This is a genomic window from Microbacterium sp. 22303 (genome assembly GCF_052045265.1).
Taxonomy (GTDB): domain Bacteria; phylum Actinomycetota; class Actinomycetes; order Actinomycetales; family Microbacteriaceae; genus Microbacterium.
This window is the reverse complement of the sequence record NZ_JBQEOQ010000001.1, coordinates 209,898-229,572: the sequence shown is the minus strand read 5'-3', so window position 1 is coordinate 229,572 and position 19,675 is coordinate 209,898. Positions and strand designations below refer to the sequence as shown.

Annotated in this window: 15 protein-coding genes; 6 read left to right on the top strand and 9 right to left on the bottom strand. The window is 71.4% G+C overall.

Annotated features, from left to right (window positions below; genetic code table 11):
- Positions 1-82: 82 nt before the first annotated feature.
- Positions 83-808: an alpha/beta fold hydrolase gene (locus tag ACTJI8_RS01065; protein WP_440731571.1), complete on the top strand. Its 726-nt coding sequence runs from the start codon at positions 83-85 to the stop codon at positions 806-808.
- On the opposite strand, the gene ACTJI8_RS01060 is transcribed toward ACTJI8_RS01065, so the two are convergent.
- Together ACTJI8_RS01060 and ACTJI8_RS01055 are read right to left on the bottom strand one after the other, a co-directional pair.
- A complete protein-coding gene (locus tag ACTJI8_RS01060; protein ID WP_440731570.1) occupies positions 759-2,051 on the bottom strand; it encodes an MFS transporter in 1,293 nt (430 codons plus the stop codon). The two genes, ACTJI8_RS01065 and ACTJI8_RS01060, sit on opposite strands and share 50 nt — an antisense overlap.
- Complete coding sequence (locus ACTJI8_RS01055) at positions 2,048-3,403, bottom strand: GH1 family beta-glucosidase (RefSeq protein WP_440731569.1); 1,356 nt, start codon at positions 3,401-3,403, stop codon at positions 2,048-2,050. The genes ACTJI8_RS01060 and ACTJI8_RS01055 overlap by 4 nt, the downstream gene beginning before the upstream one ends.
- 268 nt (positions 3,404-3,671) lie before the next feature.
- Between ACTJI8_RS01055 and rpsT the strand changes: the two genes are divergently transcribed.
- Positions 3,672-3,932: a 30S ribosomal protein S20 gene (rpsT, locus tag ACTJI8_RS01050; protein ID WP_045270507.1), complete on the top strand. Its 261-nt coding sequence runs from the start codon at positions 3,672-3,674 to the stop codon at positions 3,930-3,932.
- Between the two features lie 209 nt (positions 3,933-4,141).
- On the opposite strand, the gene holA is transcribed toward rpsT, so the two are convergent.
- From holA to ACTJI8_RS01035, 3 genes are all read right to left on the bottom strand, one after another.
- Positions 4,142-5,194 carry a DNA polymerase III subunit delta gene (gene holA, locus ACTJI8_RS01045; protein WP_440731568.1) on the bottom strand — a complete coding sequence of 351 codons (1,053 nt, stop codon included), beginning with the start codon at positions 5,192-5,194 and terminating at the stop codon, positions 4,142-4,144.
- 29 nt (positions 5,195-5,223) lie between these two features.
- Positions 5,224-7,635 (bottom strand): ComEC/Rec2 family competence protein, encoded by a 2,412-nt coding sequence (locus ACTJI8_RS01040; protein WP_440731567.1) that lies wholly within the window; start codon positions 7,633-7,635, stop codon positions 5,224-5,226.
- A 110-nt stretch (positions 7,636-7,745) separates the two neighbouring features.
- On the bottom strand, positions 7,746-8,411 hold the full coding sequence (locus ACTJI8_RS01035) for a helix-hairpin-helix domain-containing protein (RefSeq protein ID WP_440731566.1): 666 nt from the start codon (positions 8,409-8,411) through the stop codon (positions 7,746-7,748).
- Between the two features lie 167 nt (positions 8,412-8,578).
- On the opposite strand from ACTJI8_RS01035, the gene ACTJI8_RS01030 reads away from it, so the two are divergent.
- Complete coding sequence (locus ACTJI8_RS01030) at positions 8,579-9,181, top strand: HD domain-containing protein (protein WP_440731565.1); 603 nt, start codon at positions 8,579-8,581, stop codon at positions 9,179-9,181.
- Positions 9,182-9,192: 11 nt separating this feature from the next.
- Here ACTJI8_RS01030 and ACTJI8_RS01025 read toward each other — a convergent pair whose 3' ends face one another.
- Together ACTJI8_RS01025 and leuS are read right to left on the bottom strand one after the other, a co-directional pair.
- The gene (locus ACTJI8_RS01025) at positions 9,193-10,935 is read right to left on the bottom strand and encodes a GDSL-type esterase/lipase family protein (RefSeq protein ID WP_440732417.1); all 1,743 of its coding nucleotides are present in this window, start codon (positions 10,933-10,935) and stop codon (positions 9,193-9,195) included.
- Positions 10,936-10,980: 45 nt separating this feature from the next.
- Positions 10,981-13,590 carry a leucine--tRNA ligase gene (gene leuS / locus ACTJI8_RS01020; RefSeq protein ID WP_440731564.1) on the bottom strand — a complete coding sequence of 870 codons (2,610 nt, stop codon included), beginning with the start codon at positions 13,588-13,590 and terminating at the stop codon, positions 10,981-10,983.
- A gap of 124 nt (positions 13,591-13,714) precedes the next feature.
- On the opposite strand from leuS, the gene ACTJI8_RS01015 reads away from it, so the two are divergent.
- Together ACTJI8_RS01015 and ACTJI8_RS01010 are read left to right on the top strand one after the other, a co-directional pair.
- The gene (locus ACTJI8_RS01015) at positions 13,715-14,773 is read left to right on the top strand and encodes an App1 family protein (protein WP_440731563.1); all 1,059 of its coding nucleotides are present in this window, start codon (positions 13,715-13,717) and stop codon (positions 14,771-14,773) included.
- Positions 14,770-15,711: a 3-methyladenine DNA glycosylase gene (locus tag ACTJI8_RS01010; RefSeq protein ID WP_440731562.1), complete on the top strand. Its 942-nt coding sequence runs from the start codon at positions 14,770-14,772 to the stop codon at positions 15,709-15,711. Before ACTJI8_RS01015 ends, ACTJI8_RS01010 begins: the two co-directional genes overlap by 4 nt.
- A 154-nt stretch (positions 15,712-15,865) precedes the next feature.
- On the opposite strand, the gene ACTJI8_RS01005 is transcribed toward ACTJI8_RS01010, so the two are convergent.
- The gene (locus ACTJI8_RS01005; RefSeq protein ID WP_440731561.1) at positions 15,866-17,077 is read right to left on the bottom strand and encodes a glycoside hydrolase family 3 N-terminal domain-containing protein; all 1,212 of its coding nucleotides are present in this window, start codon (positions 17,075-17,077) and stop codon (positions 15,866-15,868) included.
- Between the two features lie 70 nt (positions 17,078-17,147).
- On the opposite strand from ACTJI8_RS01005, the gene ACTJI8_RS01000 reads away from it, so the two are divergent.
- The gene (locus ACTJI8_RS01000) at positions 17,148-18,431 is read left to right on the top strand and encodes a threonine/serine exporter family protein (RefSeq protein WP_440731560.1); all 1,284 of its coding nucleotides are present in this window, start codon (positions 17,148-17,150) and stop codon (positions 18,429-18,431) included.
- A gap of 134 nt (positions 18,432-18,565) precedes the next feature.
- On the opposite strand, the gene ACTJI8_RS00995 is transcribed toward ACTJI8_RS01000, so the two are convergent.
- Positions 18,566-19,639: an NAD(P)-binding domain-containing protein gene (locus ACTJI8_RS00995; protein WP_440731559.1), complete on the bottom strand. Its 1,074-nt coding sequence runs from the start codon at positions 19,637-19,639 to the stop codon at positions 18,566-18,568.
- Between the last annotated feature and the right edge of the window lie 36 nt (positions 19,640-19,675).

Here is a 19,675-nt window from a genome sequence, read left to right as displayed (position 1 = left end):
GTTCGCCACCGGCCCCGCTTCGTCGTTCTGCGCCGGCTGCACACGCGCGGCCCGGGCGGTCGCACCTTTTAGACTGGCGGCCATGAGCCGCTCCCCCGTGTCCGTGGTCCTCGTGCACGGGATCCGCACCTCGTCGACGATGTGGCGCGCGCAGGAGGAGTTCCTGGCCGAACGCGGCAATCCGGCGGTCGCCGTGGATCTGCCCGGCCACGGCACCCGCATGGACGAGCCGTTCGCCCTCGAGGAGGCGATGCGCACGGTCGACGCCGCGGTGCGCGACGCCGACGGATCCGTGCTGCTGGTCGGGCATTCGATGGGAGGGCTGCTTTCGACCGCGTATGCCGGGGCGGATCCGACGCCGCCGATCGCCGGCTTCGTCGGGGCCTCGTGCACCGCGCTCCCCCGCGGCGCGGGGCTCGCCGCCTATCGCGTGCTGGCGGGCGCGCTGAACGCCATGCCGGATCGCGGCATGTGGCTGAGCCGTCAGGTGCTGGACGCGACGCTGCCCGCCTCGACGCGCGAGGACTTCGGCGCCGGCGGCTACGCCATGGCCACGCAGGACGAGGCGCTGCGCTCGCTCGTCGAGTTGGATCTCGTCGCCGCCGTGCCCCGCATCCCGGTGCCCACCTGGTTCGTGAACGGGCAGTTCGACCAGCTCCGCACCCACGAGACGCTGTACCGCCGGCTCGCGCCCGATGCGGAGTTCATCATCGTGCCGCGCACGACGCACTTGGTGACCGCGATGCGGCCGCGGGTGTTCAACGCGGTGCTGCAGCTGGCACTGGCGACGCTGGAGACGGCGCCCTGACCGCATAGGTCATCGCCGCCCCCACGAGCGACAGCACGGCCGCGGCGCCGAACAGCAGCCCGAACCCGCCCACCAGGGCGACGAGGCCCGCACCGAGCAACGGCCCCAGTAGCTGCCCCAGCTGCGCCGACACGTTCACGAGCCCGAGGTCGCGCGCGTGGTCGTCCGGATCCTTCAGCAGATCCGTCGCGAACGCGAGGCTCACCGCCATGTACGCGCCGTACCCCGCGCCCATGATCCCGGCGGCGACCGCGGTCATCTCGAACGAGGGACTGATCAGGATCACCACGCCGGAGACCGCCTGCACGACCGCGGAGACCGCGGTGATCCTGCGGCGCACCCGCAGCGGGTTCGCCGAGGCGCGGTCGGAGATTATGCCGGCGACGATCGATGCGATCACGACGAACACCGTGTAGATCACGATCAGGATCAGCAGATCGTCCTGCGCCTGCGCCGACGGGACACGGACGCCGTAGAGCAGGAAGAACAGCAGCAGCGAGGTGCCGAAGGCGTTGCCGATGTTCACGACGAAGCGGCTGACGAGCAGCCACAGGAAGTCCCGGTCGCGCCACGACGCCGTGCGGGCGACGGTGCGCGGAGCGGGAAGGGCGAGCTCGTGCGCCGGCGCGTCCGGCAGCAGCAGGGCCGTGCCGGATCCGATCACGGCGATGATCGCGGCCATCAGATAGTAGGACTGCTGCACGTTCAGCCCGATGAGCACGACGGCCCCCACGCCGACGACGATGCCGACCGCCTGGGCCGAGCTCGCCGCGGCCGAGGCCGCGCCGCGCTGAGTGGTGAGCTGGTCCGCGATCATCGCCGTGAGAGCCGCCGAGGCGACCGACACGCCCACCGAGACGACGATCCACGCACCGCCGACGGCGACGGGACCGGCCACGATGCCGGTCAGCACCAGCCCGACCGCGGCGAGCAGGGATCCGCCGATCGCCCACGGCCGGCGGCGTCCCCACCGCGAGCGGGTGCGATCCGACCAGCGACCGGAGACGGGCGCGGCGATGATGCCGACGAGCCCGCCCACCGACAGCACCACGCCCGCCCACACGACGCCGGCGATCCAGTTCTCGCCCGGGGCGCCGGTGTCGAGCTGCAGCGGCAGCAGGAGCTGGATGGGGGTCAGCTGGACCGTCCAGATCGCCAGCCAGGCGAGCGTGAACAGCGTCATCCAGAGCGGGCCGACCCTCTTCCCCGCACTCGGAGCGGCAGCGTCGGAGTGATCGGTCATGAGCGTGCCTCCTCGATGAGCGCGCGGTACCAGGCGTACGAGGCCTTCGGGGTGCGCTGCCCCGTGTCCATGTCGACGTGCACGAGCCCGAACCGCTGCGTGTACCCGTCGGCCCATTCGAAGTTGTCCAGCAGCGACCACACCGTGTACGCGTCGACGCGCACCCCGGCGCGCATCGCGGAGAGCACCGCGGCAAGGTGGCCGCGCAGATAGGAGACGCGCGCGGCGTCCTCGATCCGCTGGTCGACATGGTCGGGTTCGGGGAACGATGCGCCGTTCTCCGCGATGACGACGGGCGGCAGCGCGAGACCGTAGCGCTCCTTCGCATCGATGAGGAAGGTGGTCAGCGCCTCGGGCACGATCGGCCACAACGGCCCGAAACCGGTGACCGAGGCGCCGGGGGTCGGCACCACCTCGAACGGAATCGGTCCTGCCGATGCCGCGACGGTCGTCGGGTTGTAGTAGTTCACGCCGTAGACCTCGCAGGGGGCGCTGATCAGCGCGAGATCGCCGTCCTGCACCGGGAGCGTCACGCCGAGCGGCTCGAGGTCGGGGTAACGCCCGAGCAGCACCGGATCCGCGTACATCCGGTTGTGGATGAGGTCGTACAGGTACGCGGCCTGCTGGTCGGCCTCCGAGTCCGTTGCGGGCAGCACCTGCGTGTGGTTGTTGACGATGCCGACGCTGGTCGCACCGCGCGCGTGCAGGATCCGCGCCGCGTATCCGTGCGCGAGCAGCTGGTGGTGCACCGTCGGCAGCGCGTCGAAGAGCAACGTGCGACCCGGCGCGAGTTCTCCGATCGCATAGCCCTGCAGAGTCGTGGAAACGGGCTCGTTGATCGTGTACCACTGCCGCACCCTGTCGCCGACCGCGTCCGCGACCACCTCCGTGTACTGCGCGAACCGCTCGGCGGTGGAGCGGCTCAGCCAGCCGCCGTCCTCCTCCAGCGCTGAGGGCAGATCCCAGTGGTACAGGGTCGGCGTCGGCGCGATCCCGGCGTCGAGCAGGCGATCGACGAGCCGGTCGTAGTAGGCGAGCCCCTGCGGACTCGGCCGTCCGTCGGGGAGCACGCGCACCCAGGAGATCGAGAACCGGTACTCGTCGACGCCGAGTCGTGCCAGCAGCGCGACATCCTCGGCGACACGGTGGTAGCTGTCCGGTCCTGGATCCGCCGTGCTGGCATCGCGCACCCGGCCGGGGGTGTCCACGAAGTCGTCCCAAATGGATCTGGCGCGTCCGTCCTCGGCTCTCGCCCCCTCGATCTGGAAGGCCGCCGTCGCGGCGGAGAAGCGCAGCCGGCGCAGCAGCCCACGCTCGAGCGCAGGCACGTCAGCGATGACGGATTCGGGCATGGACGACTCCTTCGGGTCCTTCGCCAGCGTGCACACCCTACACCGACGCCTCGCCCCGAACGCGACGGCGTGTCATGAGGAACGAGACCGCGTCCCACGATGATGCCGAAACCGCCGGGACCCGATCCACCGGTTCGGCATCAGACCGGATCCCTGATAAGATAGGTGATTGGCTTGCGTGTCAGGTCCCACCCCTGCACGCTGCCGGAGGCGCCCCTCTACCGCCAGGCCGGCATAACCATCCATCACTCGAACGAAGGTTCCATCCGTGGCGAACATCAAGTCGCAGATCAAGCGCAACAAGACCAACGAGAAGGCGCACGAGCGCAACAAGGCCGTCAAGAGCGAGCTGAAGACCGCCGTCCGCAACACCCGCAAGGCCATCGCCGGTGGCGACAAGGCTGCCGCCGAGGCCGCGCTGAAGACGGCGTCGAAGAAGCTCGACAAGGCCGTCAGCAAGGGCGTCATCCACTCGAACCAGGCCGCGAACCGCAAGTCGTCGATCGCGAAGCAGGTCTCCGCTCTCTGAGCCGGAACTTCCGAAGGCCCGTCCCGATCCGGGGCGGGCCTTCGTCGTGTCCGGATGGTCGCACCCCCGGGGTCGTTGAGCGAGCACCGAGCGCAGCGAGGCGCGAGACGAAGCGCCGTCACTCACGAGAGCACCGCGTTTCGTCTCGGTCGGCTTCGCCGTCCTCGCTCAACGTCCACGGAGGTGACCACCCCGGGTGGCGTGCTCGCTCAGCGGACTGCTTCGCCGTAGGGCGCGCGTGTGGCGATCACCGTGATCATGCGCTCGAGCGCGAAAATCGGATCGCGGGCCGCGCCCTTGACGTCAGCGTCCGCGCGCGCCGTCGCCTGAATCGCGAGCCCCAAGGTGCGCTCGTTCCAGCCGCTCAGATCGCGGCGTGCCCGGTCCACCTGCCAGTCCTTCATGCCCAGGCGGGCGGCGAGTGCCGCATTCGACTCCCGGGAGCCGGCGACGCGCGCCATCGACCGCAGCTTCATCGCGAACGCTGCGACCATGGGCACCGGGTCGGCCCCGGAGGACAGGGCGTGCCGGAGCGCGATGAGCGCCTCGCCCAGACGCCCGGCGATCGCGGTGTCGGCGACGACGAACGCGGAGACCTCGACGCGCCCGCCGTAGTAGCGCTCGACGAGGTCGGGCGTGACATCGCCTTGCACGTCGTTGATGAGCTGTTGACAGGCGGCGGCGAGTTCGGTGATGTCGTCGGAGAAGGCGGAGACCAGTGCGCGCAACGCCTGCGGCTGGATACGCCGACCGGCGGCACGGAACTCCCCCGCGGCGAAGTCGGCCTTCTCGTCGTCGCGCTTGATGGCCGGGCAGGCGATCTCGATCCCCCCGCCGGTGCCGGCGCGGATCGCGTCGAGCAGCTTCTTGCCGCGCACGGTCGCACCGGTGTGGCGGAGCACGACGGTCGCGCCCTCCTGTGGATGCTCGAGGTACGCGACGGCTTCGGCGAGGAACGCGTCCGTGCAGCGCTCGACGCCCGAAATACGCAGCAGGCGCGGCTCGCCGAACAGCGACGGCGAGGCCAGGCCGAGCAGGCTGCCCGACTCGTAGTCATCGGCGCGCAGGTCGCTGACCTCGAGCGCCGGATCCTCCGCCCGCAGGTAGGCGCGCACTCCCGCGATCGCACGCTCCGCGCAGATCTCCTCAGGCCCGGACACCAGCACGATCGGCGCCGGCCGCGGCTCGCGCCAGGACACCTGCGGGATGTTCGTCGCCTTCCCTCCACGTCGTGCGGCGGAGGTGGAGCGCGGTGCGGGCATACCACCAGCGTACCGGCGGGTGCGGACGTTCACGGCGCCCGTGCCGTCGACGTCGGCAGGGGGTGCGGCGTCGAACGCCCATCGGCTGCCGGGACCGGGCGCTCGGTCCAGACGCGCAGCCCCTCCTCCCCCTCGGACACGAGGATAGTGCCACGCTGGTCGGTCCGCAGGATCGGCGTGCGCAGGGCCTGCAGCATGTCCAGAGTCTGCACTCGCGGATGCCCGTAGTCGTTCCCCTCGCCCACCGAGATCAGGGCCAGGGCGGGAGCCAGGTCGGCGTAGAGCTGCGGATCCTGATCGGCACTGCCGTGATGCGCGACCTTGACGACGGTCTCGTCGTGCGGGTGCGCGAGCCGTCGTAGTATGCCCTGCGACTCGGCCGACAGATCGGCCAGGAACAGGCTCCGCGGCACGCCGCCGCCGGTGACCTGCAGGATCACCCCGGCGTCGTTGCCCGGCGGGAAGACCTTCTCATCGCGGCGAGGCCAGAGCACGCGCCAGTCCGCTCCACCCAGTCGCCCGGTCATGCCCGCAGCGGCATCCATGATCTGCGCACCTCCGCGCTCGAGTCGATCGAGCTGGTGCTGGTGTGCCGCCGTGTCCACGGGTCCGTGCAGCACGACGTCCGCTCGGCCCACGAGCGCGTCGGATGCGCCGGCGTGGTCGTGATCGAAATGGGTGAGCACCAGCAGATCGAGTCGCGTGATGCCGAGGTCGTCGAGACAGCGCCGCAGCGGATCCGGATCCGGCCCGGTGTCGATGAGCATGGTCCGCCCGGCGGACCGCACCAGCACCGCATCGCCCTGTCCGATGTCGCACATCGCGATCCCCCAGTCCGCGGGGCGCTGCAGCAGGGAGACCGGTCCGGTGACGATGCCCCAGCCCGCCGCCGTGCCGATCACGACCGCCCCAAGACCCCCCACGATCGCCCGCCACCCAGCGCGCAGCGGGCGATGCGGCGCGATCACCCAGAAGGCGCACGCGCTGAGCGCCGCCACGGCGAGGGCCGAGCCGATGCCGGCCGGGGTCTCGATCGTGGCCAGCGGCAGTGCGGCCGTGGTCACGGCGGTCTGCGCGATCCACGCGGAGGGCAGCCAGGCCGCGGCGGCGAACAGGTCGGCGAGCGCGGGGACGGGCATGGCCAGGCACGCGAGCAGACCCAGTATCGTCGCGATCGGCGAGGCGGGCTCGGCCAGGAGATTCGCGACCACGGAGACCAGCGACTGCTGTGTCGCGAACAGGGCGATGATCGGCCCGCAGGCGAGCTGCGCCGACAGCGGGACGGCGATCGCCAGCGCCACCGGCCTCGGAAGCCGTCGTCCGAGCCCGGCGGCAAGCGGCGGAGCGAGCACGATGAGGCCCGCTGTGGCGGCGGCCGACAGTGCGAAGCCGGGGGCCGCGGCGAGACGCGGATCCGCGAGCAGCAGCACCGTGATCGCGAGCAGCAGCACCGAGAGGCCGGCGCGCGGGCGCCCGAGCAGCAGTGCCGCCATGGCCACCCCGGCCATGGCCGCGGCCCTGATGACGCTCGGCTGCGGTGTCACCAGCACCACGAACCCGGCGAGAGCGAGCACCGCGACCGTGATGCGGAACACTCTGCCACCGCCGCAGAGCGCGACGATACCGAAGGCAGCCGCGGCCACGAGGGCGAGGTTGCTGCCGGACACGGCCGTCAGATGCGAGAGCCCGCTGGCCTTCATCGCCGTGTCTAGGTCGTCACTCACCGCGCGCACGTCTCCCACAGCGAGTCCCGGGAGCAGCTCGGAACCGGGCTCGGGCAGGCGCTGAGTGCGCTCGATGAAGGCCGCCCGCACATCCCCCGCGAGACGCTCGACCGGGCCGCCGCGCGACAGCTGCTCGGCAGCGCCCTTCGCGAACAGCACGAGGGCGGCACGCTCCCCGGGGTCGGTGCCCTTCGCCTCTGCCATGAGCCGCAGCACGGTCCCGGGGCCGAGCGTAGCGGCGTGCGCATCGGGAGGGATCCCGATCCGCACCGGCACCCGCAGCGGCCGGGGATCGTCGCCCGGCCCGAGCCGGGACGTGTCTGCATCGGCCCAGAGCCGACCGTCCGCGCCGAGCGAGGGCAGCGACCGCACGCTCACCTCCGCGGTCACCGCATGTCCGGCCAGCGCCGCAGCCTGATCGCGGGCCGGTGCCGTCGCCGCTGCAGCGCCGGCGATCGCGGCCGCGACGGCGAGGCACACGATCGCGAGGGGCGCCGCTCGGGCCAGCGCGTCGAGCGTTCTCGGACCACGCGACAGCACGCCAAGCGACGGCACACCACTCGGCGATGCGAACACGGGCACGGCAGGCGACGAACGGCGGGCGACGAGAACGACCACGACGCCCAGCACCGCCAGGGCGATCACGATTCCGGCGACTCCGGGCAGGAACGAGACCAGCAGCGCGATCGCCCAGGCGGTGACGGCGACCGGCACCATGCGCACGTCCCTGAGCCGACGCCGGATGGGCGGAGCCGGGTCCGCCGAGCTGCTCTCCGGAGGAACGACGCCGCTCCGGGCCGCTGCCGGAGTGCCGTGCTCGGGCGGGCTCATACCCGCACCAGGTCGCGGATCCCGGCCAGCATCTTCTCGCCGATGCCGGAGACACCGAGGAGGTCGTCCACGCTCGTGAACCGCCCGTTGGTCGTACGCCATTCGATGATGCGCTGCGCGAGCGCCGGACCCACCCGCGGCAGCTCCTCGAGCGTGGTGGCATCCGCGGTGTTGAGGTCGATGAGGCCTCCGGGTCCCTGGTCCGCGGCTCCCCCGCCCGCCGGACCGGATCCGCCGGCAGCCGCGCCGGGGGCGGTGGCTGCGGCACCGACGGCGGGGACCAGGATCTGCTCCCCGTCGGTGACCGGCCGGGCGAGGTTCACCGCGGTCAGATCCGCGGTCGGCAGCGTGCCGCCGGCCGCGGCGAGCCCTTCGGCGACCCTCGCGCCGTCGTCGAGCACGTACAGCCCCGGCTTCGCCACCTCGCCCAGCACGTGCACGTAGACCGAGCCGGCGGAGATCACGGATCCGCTCGCGCTGGGCTCCGGCATCACGGAGATGCTCTCCGGCGCCGTGGACCGGCTCAGCAGGCCGATGCCGACGGTGACGGAGACGGCGACGAGCGCCACCACCACGGCCGCGCCGAGTCCGAGGCGGAGCCGTCGGGGCGCACGCACGACGACCGTCGGCGCGACGCCCTCAGACTCCACGTGCTCGCTCACACGCCGACGCTAGGCGCACAGGCGGACGCGCAGATCCGGCTCCGCGCAATCCGTGCACAACCCGGGGCGCCCCGACGCTGTGGAGGACAAGGACGACCGCAACGCGGCGACCTCGAGCCGCCCCGACCGATACGCTGATCCCACCGTCCGAACGACCCGGAGCCGCCATGCGCCTGCACGACTTCCTCCCGCCCGACACCGCCGCAGCCCGCGGAGCGCGCGAGATCGTCACACGGTTCCAGTCCCCCGCGCTGGTCAACCACGTGCTGCGCAGCTGGTTGTGGGCGGAGGCGTTCGCGCTCGTGGAGGGGCACCGCGGCATCGACCACGAGCTGCTCTACACAGGCGCCGTGCTGCACGACATCGGACTCGCTCCTGCGTACGACAATCACATCCTCGGCTATGAGGAGGCGGGCGGCTTCGTCGGCGAGGCGTTGACGGCGGGCGCCGGATGGTCCGCCGGCCGTCAGCGCCGCGTCAACGAGATCATCGTGCGACACAACTGGCCGTCCGTGGATCCGGCCGACGACGTCGAGGGGTACCTGTTGGAGACCTCGACCGGCCTCGACATCTCTGGGCGCCGCGACGAGGAGATCCCCCTCGAGTTCCGCCGCGAGGTGCTCGCCGCCTACCCCCGACTCAGCCTCGCCGCGGAGTTCGGCGACTGCGTGCAGCAGCAGTCGGCGCGCAAGCCGCACAGCCACGCGCGCCGCCTCGTCGACGGCGGGCTGCTGGGCAAGCTCACCGACAACCCGCTCGAGCGGATCTGACCCGCAGTCGGTCAGCGCCCGAGCACCGCGCGCAGGGCCTCCGCGTAGTGCGGCGCGATCTTCGCATGCCCCGCCGGCGTCAGGTGCACCGCGTCCGCCTGGGGCGCCGAGTAGTCACTGACCCAGCCCGCGACCGAGATCGCCGAGACGCCCTGGGTCCGCGCTTCCTCGGTGACCGCCGCATCCATCGCCCGTCGTGCCGCGTGCGCCGCATCGCTGCGACTCATCACGCCGTTCACGACGATCGGAGTGTTCGGGTACGCCTGCCGCAGCAGGCCGATCAGCTGGCCCTCCGCAGCGGTGACCTCTGCCGTGGGGCGCTTCTGCGCGGTGTCGTTGCCGCCCAGGGTGACGATCACGACCCCCGGGTCCCCTTCGGGCAGCAGCACGCGGTTGCGGGCCACGCTCTCCACGACCCCCGCCGCACTGCCCCCGATCGGAGCCAGGTATCCGGATCCCGGATACCCGAACTTCGCGATGTTCGAGAAGCCTGCGCCCCGCGCACCCTGGTCGATCCATGAGTCGCCCGAGCATTGGGAGTCGCAGATGAGCACGGCCGTGGATCCGTCGACCGGCGTCCCAGGGACGGTGAGAAGACGGCCCGCCCGCAGCACCGTCTGCGCCTTCTCCCAGTCCTGATGCGCGCCGCGGTCATCCGTCCAGGAGTCCTTGATCGGCCAGCCGAAACGGGCCGGATCCGCAGCCCAGATCGCGAAGTCCTCCGCATCGAGACGGAATACCCCGACGCCCTCATGCCACAGCAGCACGCCACCGGCGAAGGCCTGATAGCGACCGCCCGTGACGTCGACCTTCTCTCCCGCCGGCAGGCCGAGCTCGCCCGTGGGGCCGCCCAGCTCCTCGTACCGGTTCTGGATGTCGCCCGCCGTGGTCGCGAGGATCGCCCCATCGCTGTCCGAGCGGTACAGGGCGCCGCCCTGGAACGACTGCATGGCGCCGCCCGCGAGCTTCGACGCCTCGGCCGTCGGCAGGCCGAGCGCGCCGCCCGCTCCGCCGCGATCGTGGTACGCCGCGAGGAACGGCGGCTGCACCGATGCTGCCCCGGTGCCGTCGGACCACCACACCTCGCCGCCGTCGAACTCCTGCACCAGGCGATCGCCGACCGCTCGCTGGATGCCCTTCGGGTACCCGAGCGGTCCGAAGGCCCCCGCTGCGCGACGATGGGCCTCTGCGATGTCCGAGACGGTCGGCACCGCCTTGCCGTCGCGCACATAGATCGTGCCGTTCACGAACTCCTGCACGACGGTGCCGCGCCGATCCGCGTGCTCGGCGCCCTTCGGGAAGCCGAGTCCGCCGCGTTCCTGCGAGTAGCGCAACCACGACCGCCACAACGCGCCGCGCACCAGGATCGGATCGCCATCGCCGTCCGCGAAGATCCCCGCCCGCTGGAACGCCTGCCACGGCCGGTCGGCGGATCCGCTCTGCTCCGCGATCGGCAGGCCGAGCGACGCCACGCCGCCGAACTCGTCGAAGGCCCCGCCGACCGCGTTCGCACGCACGACATGCGCAGAGCCGTTCGCGGCCGCGTAGATCGTGCCCGCACGGAAATCCTGCCGGCACACTCCGCCTGTGCACGTTTCGCGGTTCCATGCAGCGCCGAGCTCAGCGTCGTGCTGGTGCCAGAGCACGCCGATCGCGCTGGTGTCGCTCACCGGTCGCGGAAGCTGCCACGCCAGCAGCAGGCCCGCACCGGCGAGCACAGCGACCAGAGCCACCGTGCCGAGCACGCGCCGCATCACCCTGAGGGCGCGCGCTCCCTTCCCCCCGGAGCGCAATGGATCTCAGCCCTTGACGGCGAAGTTCACGATCTTCGGCGCCCGCACGATGACCCGCACGATCTCCTTGCCGTCCAGGGCGCGCTGCACCTTCTCGTCGGCGCGGGCCAGCGTCTCGAGGTCCGCGTCGCCGATCTTGGCCGGCACCTCGAGCGTCGCACGAACCTTGCCGTTGACCTGCACGGCGCAGGTGGCGGTGTCCTCGACGAGCAGCACCGGGTCGGCCTGACGCCAGGTGACGAGGCCCACGGACGGCTCGTGCCCGAGGATCTCCCACATCTCCTCGGCCGTGTGCGGAGCGACCAGATCGAGCATGACGGCGACGGTCTCGGCGGCCTCGCGCACGGCGGGGTCGGCGGGACCGGCTCCGGTGTCGATCGTCTTGCGGACCGCGTTCACCAACTCCATCAGGCGTGCGACCAGCACGTTGAACTTGGTCTGCTCCACGAGCGCCGGCGCATCGGCCAGCAGATGGTGGGTGGCGCGGCGCAGCGCCGCATCGCCGCCGGCGAAGACGACGTCGACCGGGCTCGCGACATCGTGCGCCGCACGCAGCGCGCGGGCCAGGAACTTCTGGGCGCCGGTGGTCGAGACGTCCTTCCAGTCCTTGTCGTCCTCCACGGGCCCTGCGAAGGCCAGGGCCACACGCAGCGCGTCGGCGCCGTAGGCGTCGAGCTCCTCCTGGAAGAGCACCAGGTTGCCCTTGCTCTTCGACATCTTCGCGCCGTCCAGGATCACCATGCCCTGGTTGATGAGGCTCGAGAACGGCTCGGTGAAGTCGATCAGGCCCATGTCGAAGAGGACCTTGGTGATGAACCGCGCGTACAGCAGGTGCAGGATCGCGTGCTCGACGCCGCCGACGTAGGAGTCGATGGGCGCCCAGCGGCGCGCCTCGTCCACATCGAAGGCCACCGTGTCGCTCTGCGGCGACAGGAACCGCAGGTAGTACCAGGAGCTGTCCACGAAGGTGTCCATGGTGTCCGGGTCGCGCAGCGCCGGCTCCCCGGTGCCGGGCACGGTCGTCTGCACCCAGCTGGTCGCGGCTCCGAGCGGGGAGGATCCCTTCGGCGACAGATCCAGCCCCTCGACGCTGGGCAGGCGCACCGGCAGCTGCTCCTCCGGCACGGGGACGATCTCGCCGTCCTGCGTGTGCAGCATCGGGATCGGGGTGCCCCAGAACCGCTGGCGCGAGATCAGCCAGTCGCGGAGGCGGTAGTTCTTGGCGGCACGGCCTCGACCCGCGGCCTCCAGCTGCTCGATCGCACGGGCGATCGCGTTGCGCTTGGACAGGCCGTTCAGCTCGCCGGAATTGATCATGCGGCCGTCGCCGGTCAGGGCGATGCCGGTCTTCGCCGGGTGCTGGTCGTCCAGCGACTCCAGCGGCTCGATCGGCACGCCGTCCTCGTCCACCTCGATCACGGGCAGCGCGCCGGTGATCGGGGCGGTCGTGTCGACCACGACCCGCACCGGCAGATCGAAGGCGCGGGCGAAGTCGAGGTCGCGCTGGTCGTGCGCGGGCACGGCCATGACCGCGCCGTGTCCGTAGTCGGCCAGCACGTAGTCGGCGGCCCAGATCGGCAGCCGCTCGCCGTTCACGGGGTTGATCGCGAAGCGGTCGAGGAACACGCCGGTCTTCGGCCGGTCGGTCGCCTGCCGGTCGATCTCGCTGGTCTTCTGCACCTGCGCGAGGTACTCGGAGAAGCGCTTCTGCACCTCCGCCGACGACCCGGCGGCCAGCTCCGCGGCCAGGTCCGAGTCGGGCGCGACGACCATGAAGGTGGCGCCGTGCAGGGTGTCAGGACGCGTGGAGAACACGGTGACGACGCCCTCGCGCCCCTCGATCGCGAAGTCGACGTCGGCGCCCACGGAGCGGCCGATCCAGTTGCGCTGCATCTGCAGCACCTTGTGCGGCCAGAAGCCCTCGAGCTGGTTCAGGTCGTCGAGCAGACGATCGGCGTAGTCGGTGATCTTGAAGTACCACTGCGTGAGGTTCTTCTTCACGACCTCCGCACCGCACCGCTCGCAGCGCCCGTCGACGACCTGCTCGTTCGCGAGCACCGTCTGGTCGTTCGGGCACCAGTTCACCGGACTCTTCTTGCGGTAGGCCAGGCCCCGCTCGTAGAGCTTCAGGAACAGCCACTGGTTCCAGCGGTAGTACTCCTCGTCGGAGGTGTGCAGCACACGGCTCCAGTCGAACGAGACCCCGTAGGCCTGGAAGCCCGCCTTCTGCTGCGCGATGTTCTGGTACGTCCACTCGCGCGGATCCGCTCCGCGACGGATCGCGGCGTTCTCGGCCGGCAGGCCGAACGAGTCCCAGCCGATCGGGTTGAGGACGTTGTGCCCGCGGTGCCGCCAGAATCGCGCCACGATGTCGGAGTAGAGGTAGTTCTCGGCGTGGCCCATGTGCAGGTCGCCCGAGGGATACGGGAACATCGCCAGCACGTACTTGCGCGGGCGCACGTCTTCGGCCCCGCCGGCCTGGAAGGTCTCGTTCTCCGCCCAGTACTTCTGCCATTTGGCCTGAAGCGCGTGTGCCTGCTCCGCGGCCGACAGCGGCTCGCCGTCGTTCGACGGGGATGCGGTGTGGGACGGGTTCTCAGACAACGCGACGACCATTCTCTGCGGCAGGGGAAAAGAATGCCCCGAACAGGGCAACCTCCAGGTTATCCCAGCCCGTGAGGGGCGGCGTTCCGCGCCCGGAGCCTGCATCGGGGTGCGGACGTGAAAGACTAGACGCGCTATGCCCTCGCCCTCATCACGACCGGTGCGGATCCACTGGTTCGCCCGCCTGGAGCACCGCTTCCACGCGTGGCGCGAACGGCGCGCCCGCAAGCGCGGCCGCACCGCCACGGTGGTGCCGTTCCCGGGCTACGGCGGACCCGGCTGGATCCGGGTGGTCGGCCGGGTGCTGATCCTGCCGAAGACGCGTGGGCGCGGCAAGGATGCGAGCGTGCGCGGCTGGCGCAGCTTCATGGGCATCCCGGTGAGTTTCGCCACCGTCACGATCACCGTGGCGGGACGCACGCACGAGGTCACGGCCGATCGCGGCGGGGTCATCGACTGCCGGATCGAGGCCGACCTGCCCAGCGGGTGGCAGCAGGTGACGATGTCGGTCGAAGGGCAGGAAGCGACCCCCGCGCGGATCTTCGTCGTCGCAGAGGACGTGCGCTTCGGCGTGGTCTCCGATGTCGACGACACGGTCATGGTGACCGCTCTGCCGCGTCCGCTGATCGCGGCGTGGAACTCCTTCGTGGTCGACGAGCACGCCCGCACCCCGGTCCCCGGCATGGCGGTGCTGCTCGAACGGCTCATGCGGGACAACCCCGGCTCGCCGATGATCTACCTCTCCACGGGCGCCTGGAACGTGGCGCCGACGCTGAACCGCTTCCTCTCCCGGCATCTGTTCCCGGCCGGATCCATGCTGCTCACCGACTGGGGCCCCACCCACGAGCGCTGGTTCCGCAGCGGGCGCGAGCACAAGCTGCAGAACCTCGGGCGACTCGCCGAGGAGTTCCCGCACATGCGCTGGCTGCTGATCGGCGACGACGGGCAGCACGACGAGGCGATCTACGGGCAGTTCCTCGTCGACCACCCCGAGAACGTCGCCGCGGTCGCGATCCGTCGGCTGCTTCCGGCCGAAGGCGTGCTCGCCGGCCGCCGCGCCGCGGCTCGCGCCGACGGTGACGCGGCCGATGCCGAGGCGCGCGACGAGGACCTCGCCCCCTGGGTGAGCGCGGAGGACGGCGCCGGGATCCTCGACGAGCTCATCGACGTCGGCGTCGTGCATTCCGAGTCATGAGCCGCGCCGCCGGGACACCGGCCCTTGCTCCCCCGACTTCGGCTCCCCCGACTTCGGAGAGCGCGATCGCCGCCACGGTCGTGCGCGCCCGTCTCGACCGCGGGACCTGGTCCGCCCGCGCAGATGCCCATGCCGAGCGCGCCGACGCGCTGACGGCGGAGCACCGCGCCCGCCAGGCGCGCCGCGAGAAGCACCCGGTCCACGACTTCCTGTTCACGTATTACGGCTACAAACCGGGACAGCTGCGCCGGTGGCACCCCGGGGCGGGCGTCGTGCTGGAGGATGCCTCCGAGCGTGCGGAGTGGCGCTGGTACTCCCCTGCACCGGCGGCGGTTCCCGGATCTGCGGTCATGCCCGACGCGGCGGCCTTCGCCGCGGAGAAGCCTGAGCTCGCGCGTCTCGTGCACGCGATGCTCGCGCGTACCGCCGCCCGTGCCGGCCAGTTCGGCTGCTTCGGCCTGCACGAATGGGCAATGGTCTATCGCACGCCGGAGCACCGGCATGAGGTGCCGCTGCGTCTGGGCCAGGCCGGCACCGATGCGGTTGTGGAGCAGGGCGAACTGCGCTGCACGCACATCGACGCGTACCGGTTCTTCACGCCGGAGGCGGTGCCGCGCAACCGGCTCGCCCCGACCCGCAAGACACAGCCGCTCCTCGAGCAGCCCGGATGCCTTCATGCGGGCATGGACGTCTACAAGTGGGCCATGAAGCTCGGACCGCTCGTGGAGGGCGAGATCCTGCTGGACGCGTTCGAGCTGGCCCGCGACATCCGGATCCTGGACATGGAGGCCGCCCCGTACGACCTGAGCGACTGGGGCGTCGAGCCGGTGCGGATCGAGACGGCGGAGGGCAAGGCCGAGTACGTGCGCCGGCAGCGCGAGTTCGCCGAGCGCGGCAACACGCTGCGCGCACGGATCCTCGAGGCCTGGCTGGGCTGACGCCTTCCCGCTCAGCTCCTTCACCCGCACCCCCGCAGGAGTGCTCCCTCGGTCTTCTCCCCTGCTCACTTGTCGCGAATTGTCGTTCTCCTCGACGCTGAGCCGCAATCTGCGACCAGCGAGCGAGGTGCACTCGGCCCCGGCGTGCCGTCGCTCAACGCCCCCTGCTGCGATCCGCAATGTCCAGCCGGAGGGCGACCACCCGGGAGGCGGCCTCGCGCAGGCGCTCGGCGGGGAGTGCGCCGCTGCGCACGGCCGCAACCAGCCCGTCCGCGATCTTCTGCGCGGTGTCCGGCCCCGCGCCGTCGAGCGCCAGCACGAGATCGCTCCCGGCCGCGACCGACTGCACGGCATCCGCCACCTCATCGGCATAGGCGGGCTCACCGGAGTCGACCAGCATGTCGAGGTCGTCGGTGACGATGACACCCCGGAAGCCGAGGTCATCGCGCAGGATCTGATGCCAGCGTGGCGACAGGGATGCGGGCTGTGCATCGACGGCGGTGTACGCGAGATGCCCCATCATGACGATCGGCGCACCCGCCCTGATTCCGGAGAGGAACGGCGGCGCGACCTGTGCCCGCCACGTCGCCAGGTCCATCCCGGTGCTCGGGATCATGCGGTGCGAGTCCCCTTCGGCGGCGCCGTGCCCGGGGAAGTGCTTGAGCGTGGCCGAGACCCAGGGCGCCTGCCCGCGCACGGCGGCGTCGACCCGTTCGGCGGCCGCGGCCGGGTCCGTCCCGAACGAACGGGCGTAGATGAACGACTCCGGCGATTGCGCAACATCCGCGACCACGCCGAAGTTGACCGTCACCCCCGATTGCGCAAGCAGCGTCCCGCGCTGGGCGAACGCGACCCTGGTGGCGTCCGCAGGTTGTGCCTTGAGCACGTCCGCGCCCGGCTGGTCGTCCCAGGGCAGCCGCACGACGTCGCCGCCCTCCTCGTCCGTGGCGATCAATGGCGGCAGCCCCGGATCGACCGTGAGCGCCGCGGTCATCGCGTGCAGCTCGTCGGGAGTGGCGGGCATGTTGGAGCCCATCAGGATGAACCCGCTGAAGCCGCCGCCCATCATCGCTCGCATCGGAGCCGGATCCGTGCCCGGCACGTTCCCCATCACCACACAGGCCGCCTGCTGAGCGAGATCCATCCGGCTCAGGATCTCCTGGGCTCGGGATCGATTGTCAGCCGAGGACGACGGTGCGGGAGTCGCGGCCGACGCGGCCGAGGTGGTCGGGGCGGCGGGTCGGTGCGAGGAGCCACCGGGCGCGCACGCCACGCCGGCGAGCAGAGTCGAGAGCAGCAGGAGCACGACACCCCCGCGTCGGCGGGCCTGGTGCGGCTCGTGTGCTCGGGTCGAGGACAACCGCATGCCTCCAGACTAGGCCGCCCCTCTGAGCGCCTTCGTCGTGCGGGCGGCGCAGGTCCTACGATTTCAGGTGATGTCAGACCCGATCTCCCCCGACGTCGCACTCGGCGATCTCGGCGCGCTGCTACTGGACACCGGCGTGTCCGTGACCGATGTGCGCGGCACGCTCGAACGCGCCCGCGACGCGACCGCACCCGGTACCGACCTGGCATTCGCCGTCCTCCCCGAGCATGTCTTCGTCAGTCGCCCCGGAGTTCCGGGGGCCACGACGATCTCGGCCGGCGGAGGACCCGTGCTGACGTTCCGTCAGACTGCGCACGCCTCACGCCTCGCGCGGCGGCTGGAGGCGGGTCGCGTCACGCTGGACCAGGTGCCGGCGCACATCGCGCACATCCGCGGCCTGGAACGCCGCCACCCTGTGCTGCAGACGACGCTCGGCGGTGGGCTGCTGGCGGCGGGGCTCGCCGTGCTGTTCCGCTGCCCGTGGTGGGCGGTCGTGCTGGCCCTGCTCGTCGGCGGGCTGGTCGCCGCGATCGTGATGGCGACGGAGCGCATCCGGGCGGCGGCGGCCGTGGTGCCCTTCGTCGCCTCGCTCATCTCCACCCTCGTCGTCGGCGTGGTCGCCGATCGGCTCGACTTCGGCGCGGTGCCGCTGTTCGCGGTGTGCGCGCCGGTGGCCCTGCTCGTGCCCGGCGCTCTCATCACGAACGCGCTGCTCGAGCTCACCGCGGCGGACATCGTCACCGGGGCATCCCGCCTGGTGTACGGCCTGATCATGCTCACGTTCATGGCCGCAGGGATCTTCACGGGCGCCGCGGCGACCGGGCTCAGGGTGGACCCGCGGTCCGCCGCCCTCGTCGGCGAGACGTCGCTGGTCACCGGGCACGGAGGCTGGGAGGCCGTCCCACCGCTCGCCTGGAGCTGGGTCGGCGTGGTGGTGCTCGCGATCGGGATCGGGCTGAGCTTCGGATCCGGATTCCGCCTCACGATCGCCACCGTGATCGTGATGATCTGCACCTACGCGGCGCTCATGCTGCTGAGCCCGTTCACGGGAAGCACGATCGCCACGGGGATCACCGCCGGGCTGCTGTTCCTCGCCGCGCGCGTGCTGGAGCGGGTGACGCTGGCGGTTCCCGCGACGGTGTCGTTCCAGCCGGCGTTCCTGCTGCTGGTCCCGGGCACGGTCGGGCTCGTCGCCCTCGCGTCGTTCGACGCCGCAGCGCTCGCCGCCGCGCCGATGATCTTCATCAGCCTGTGCATCGGGACCAAGGTCGGCGCGCTGCTCGCCGATCTGCTGCGGATCACGCGCCCCGTCTCGGCGACCACCATGACGGGTTCGATCCGCATCATCCGCTGATCCCCTCGAGGCTCACTGGTCGCTCCCTTGAGGCTCACTGGTCGTAAAGTGCGGTTCTGCCGGGTTCTATGCCGCAATTCGCGACCACTGAGCGGATCCGAGATCCGAGATCCCGTTCCCGGAATCGCGTCGCGTCAGGGAACCGGGACCTGCTCCGCTCGCGCTCGCGCGAGATACCGCTGCACGCCTCGTGCCGCGGTCCGGCCCGCGCGGTTCGCGCCGATGGTGCTGGCGGAGGGTCCGTAACCCACGAGCTGGATCCGCGGGTCCTTCACCGCTGTCGTGCCCCGCCCGTTGCGATCGAGCTGAATACCGCCGCGCTCGCTGCGCAGATGCAGCGGGGCGAGGTGGCCGATCGCGGGCCGGAAGCCGGTGGCCCACAGGATCACGTCCACGGGTTCGAACGAACCGTCCGCCCAGCGCACGCCGTCCGGCTCCACGCGCTCGAACATGGGCCGGCGCGCGTCGTAGACGCCGAGCCGCGCCGCCGCCTGCTCCTGCGGTCGCAGCATGAGGCCGGTCACGCTGACCACGCTCTGCGGAGCCAGCCCCTGCGCGACACGCTGCTCGACGAGCGCCACCGCGGCAGCTCCCGCCTCGGGAGTGAAGTCGTCGATGCGCCACACCGGAGGGCGACGTGTGGCCCACAGCACGTCGGTGATCGGGGCGAGGGCCCCCAGGAACTGCACGGCCGAGGCTCCGCCTCCGACCACGAGTACCCGCTTTCCGCGGAAATGCTCCGGCCCCGGGTAGTCGACGGTGTGCAACTGCTCGCCGAGAAACGTCTCCATGCCCGGGTAGTGCGGCAGGAACGGCTGCGTCCAGGTGCCTGTGGCGTTGACGAGGGTGCGCGAGCGCCAGGGGCGGTCGCCGGCGTGCACCACGAGGATCCCGTCCTCGTCCGTCACGCGCTCGACGTGCACCGGCCGGATCACCGGCAGATCATGGGCGCGCTCGTACGCGGCGAAGTACGACGGCACCGCGAGGTTCGCCTGCTCGCTCGTGCGCGGAGGCGGAACGGATCCGGGAAGCTCAGCCACGCCGTGCACGTCCTGCATCGTGAGAGCGTCCCAGCGGTGCTGCCAGGCCCCGCCCGCCGCCTCGTCCGCGTCCAGGACCACGTGCTCGATACCGAGCCGGCGCAGGTGGTGGGAGCTCGACAGGCCGGCCTGACCGGCGCCGATCACGATGCTGTCGAGGATGTCCACGGCGTGTGCAACGTCCCGAGCGCTTCCGCTGTTCCC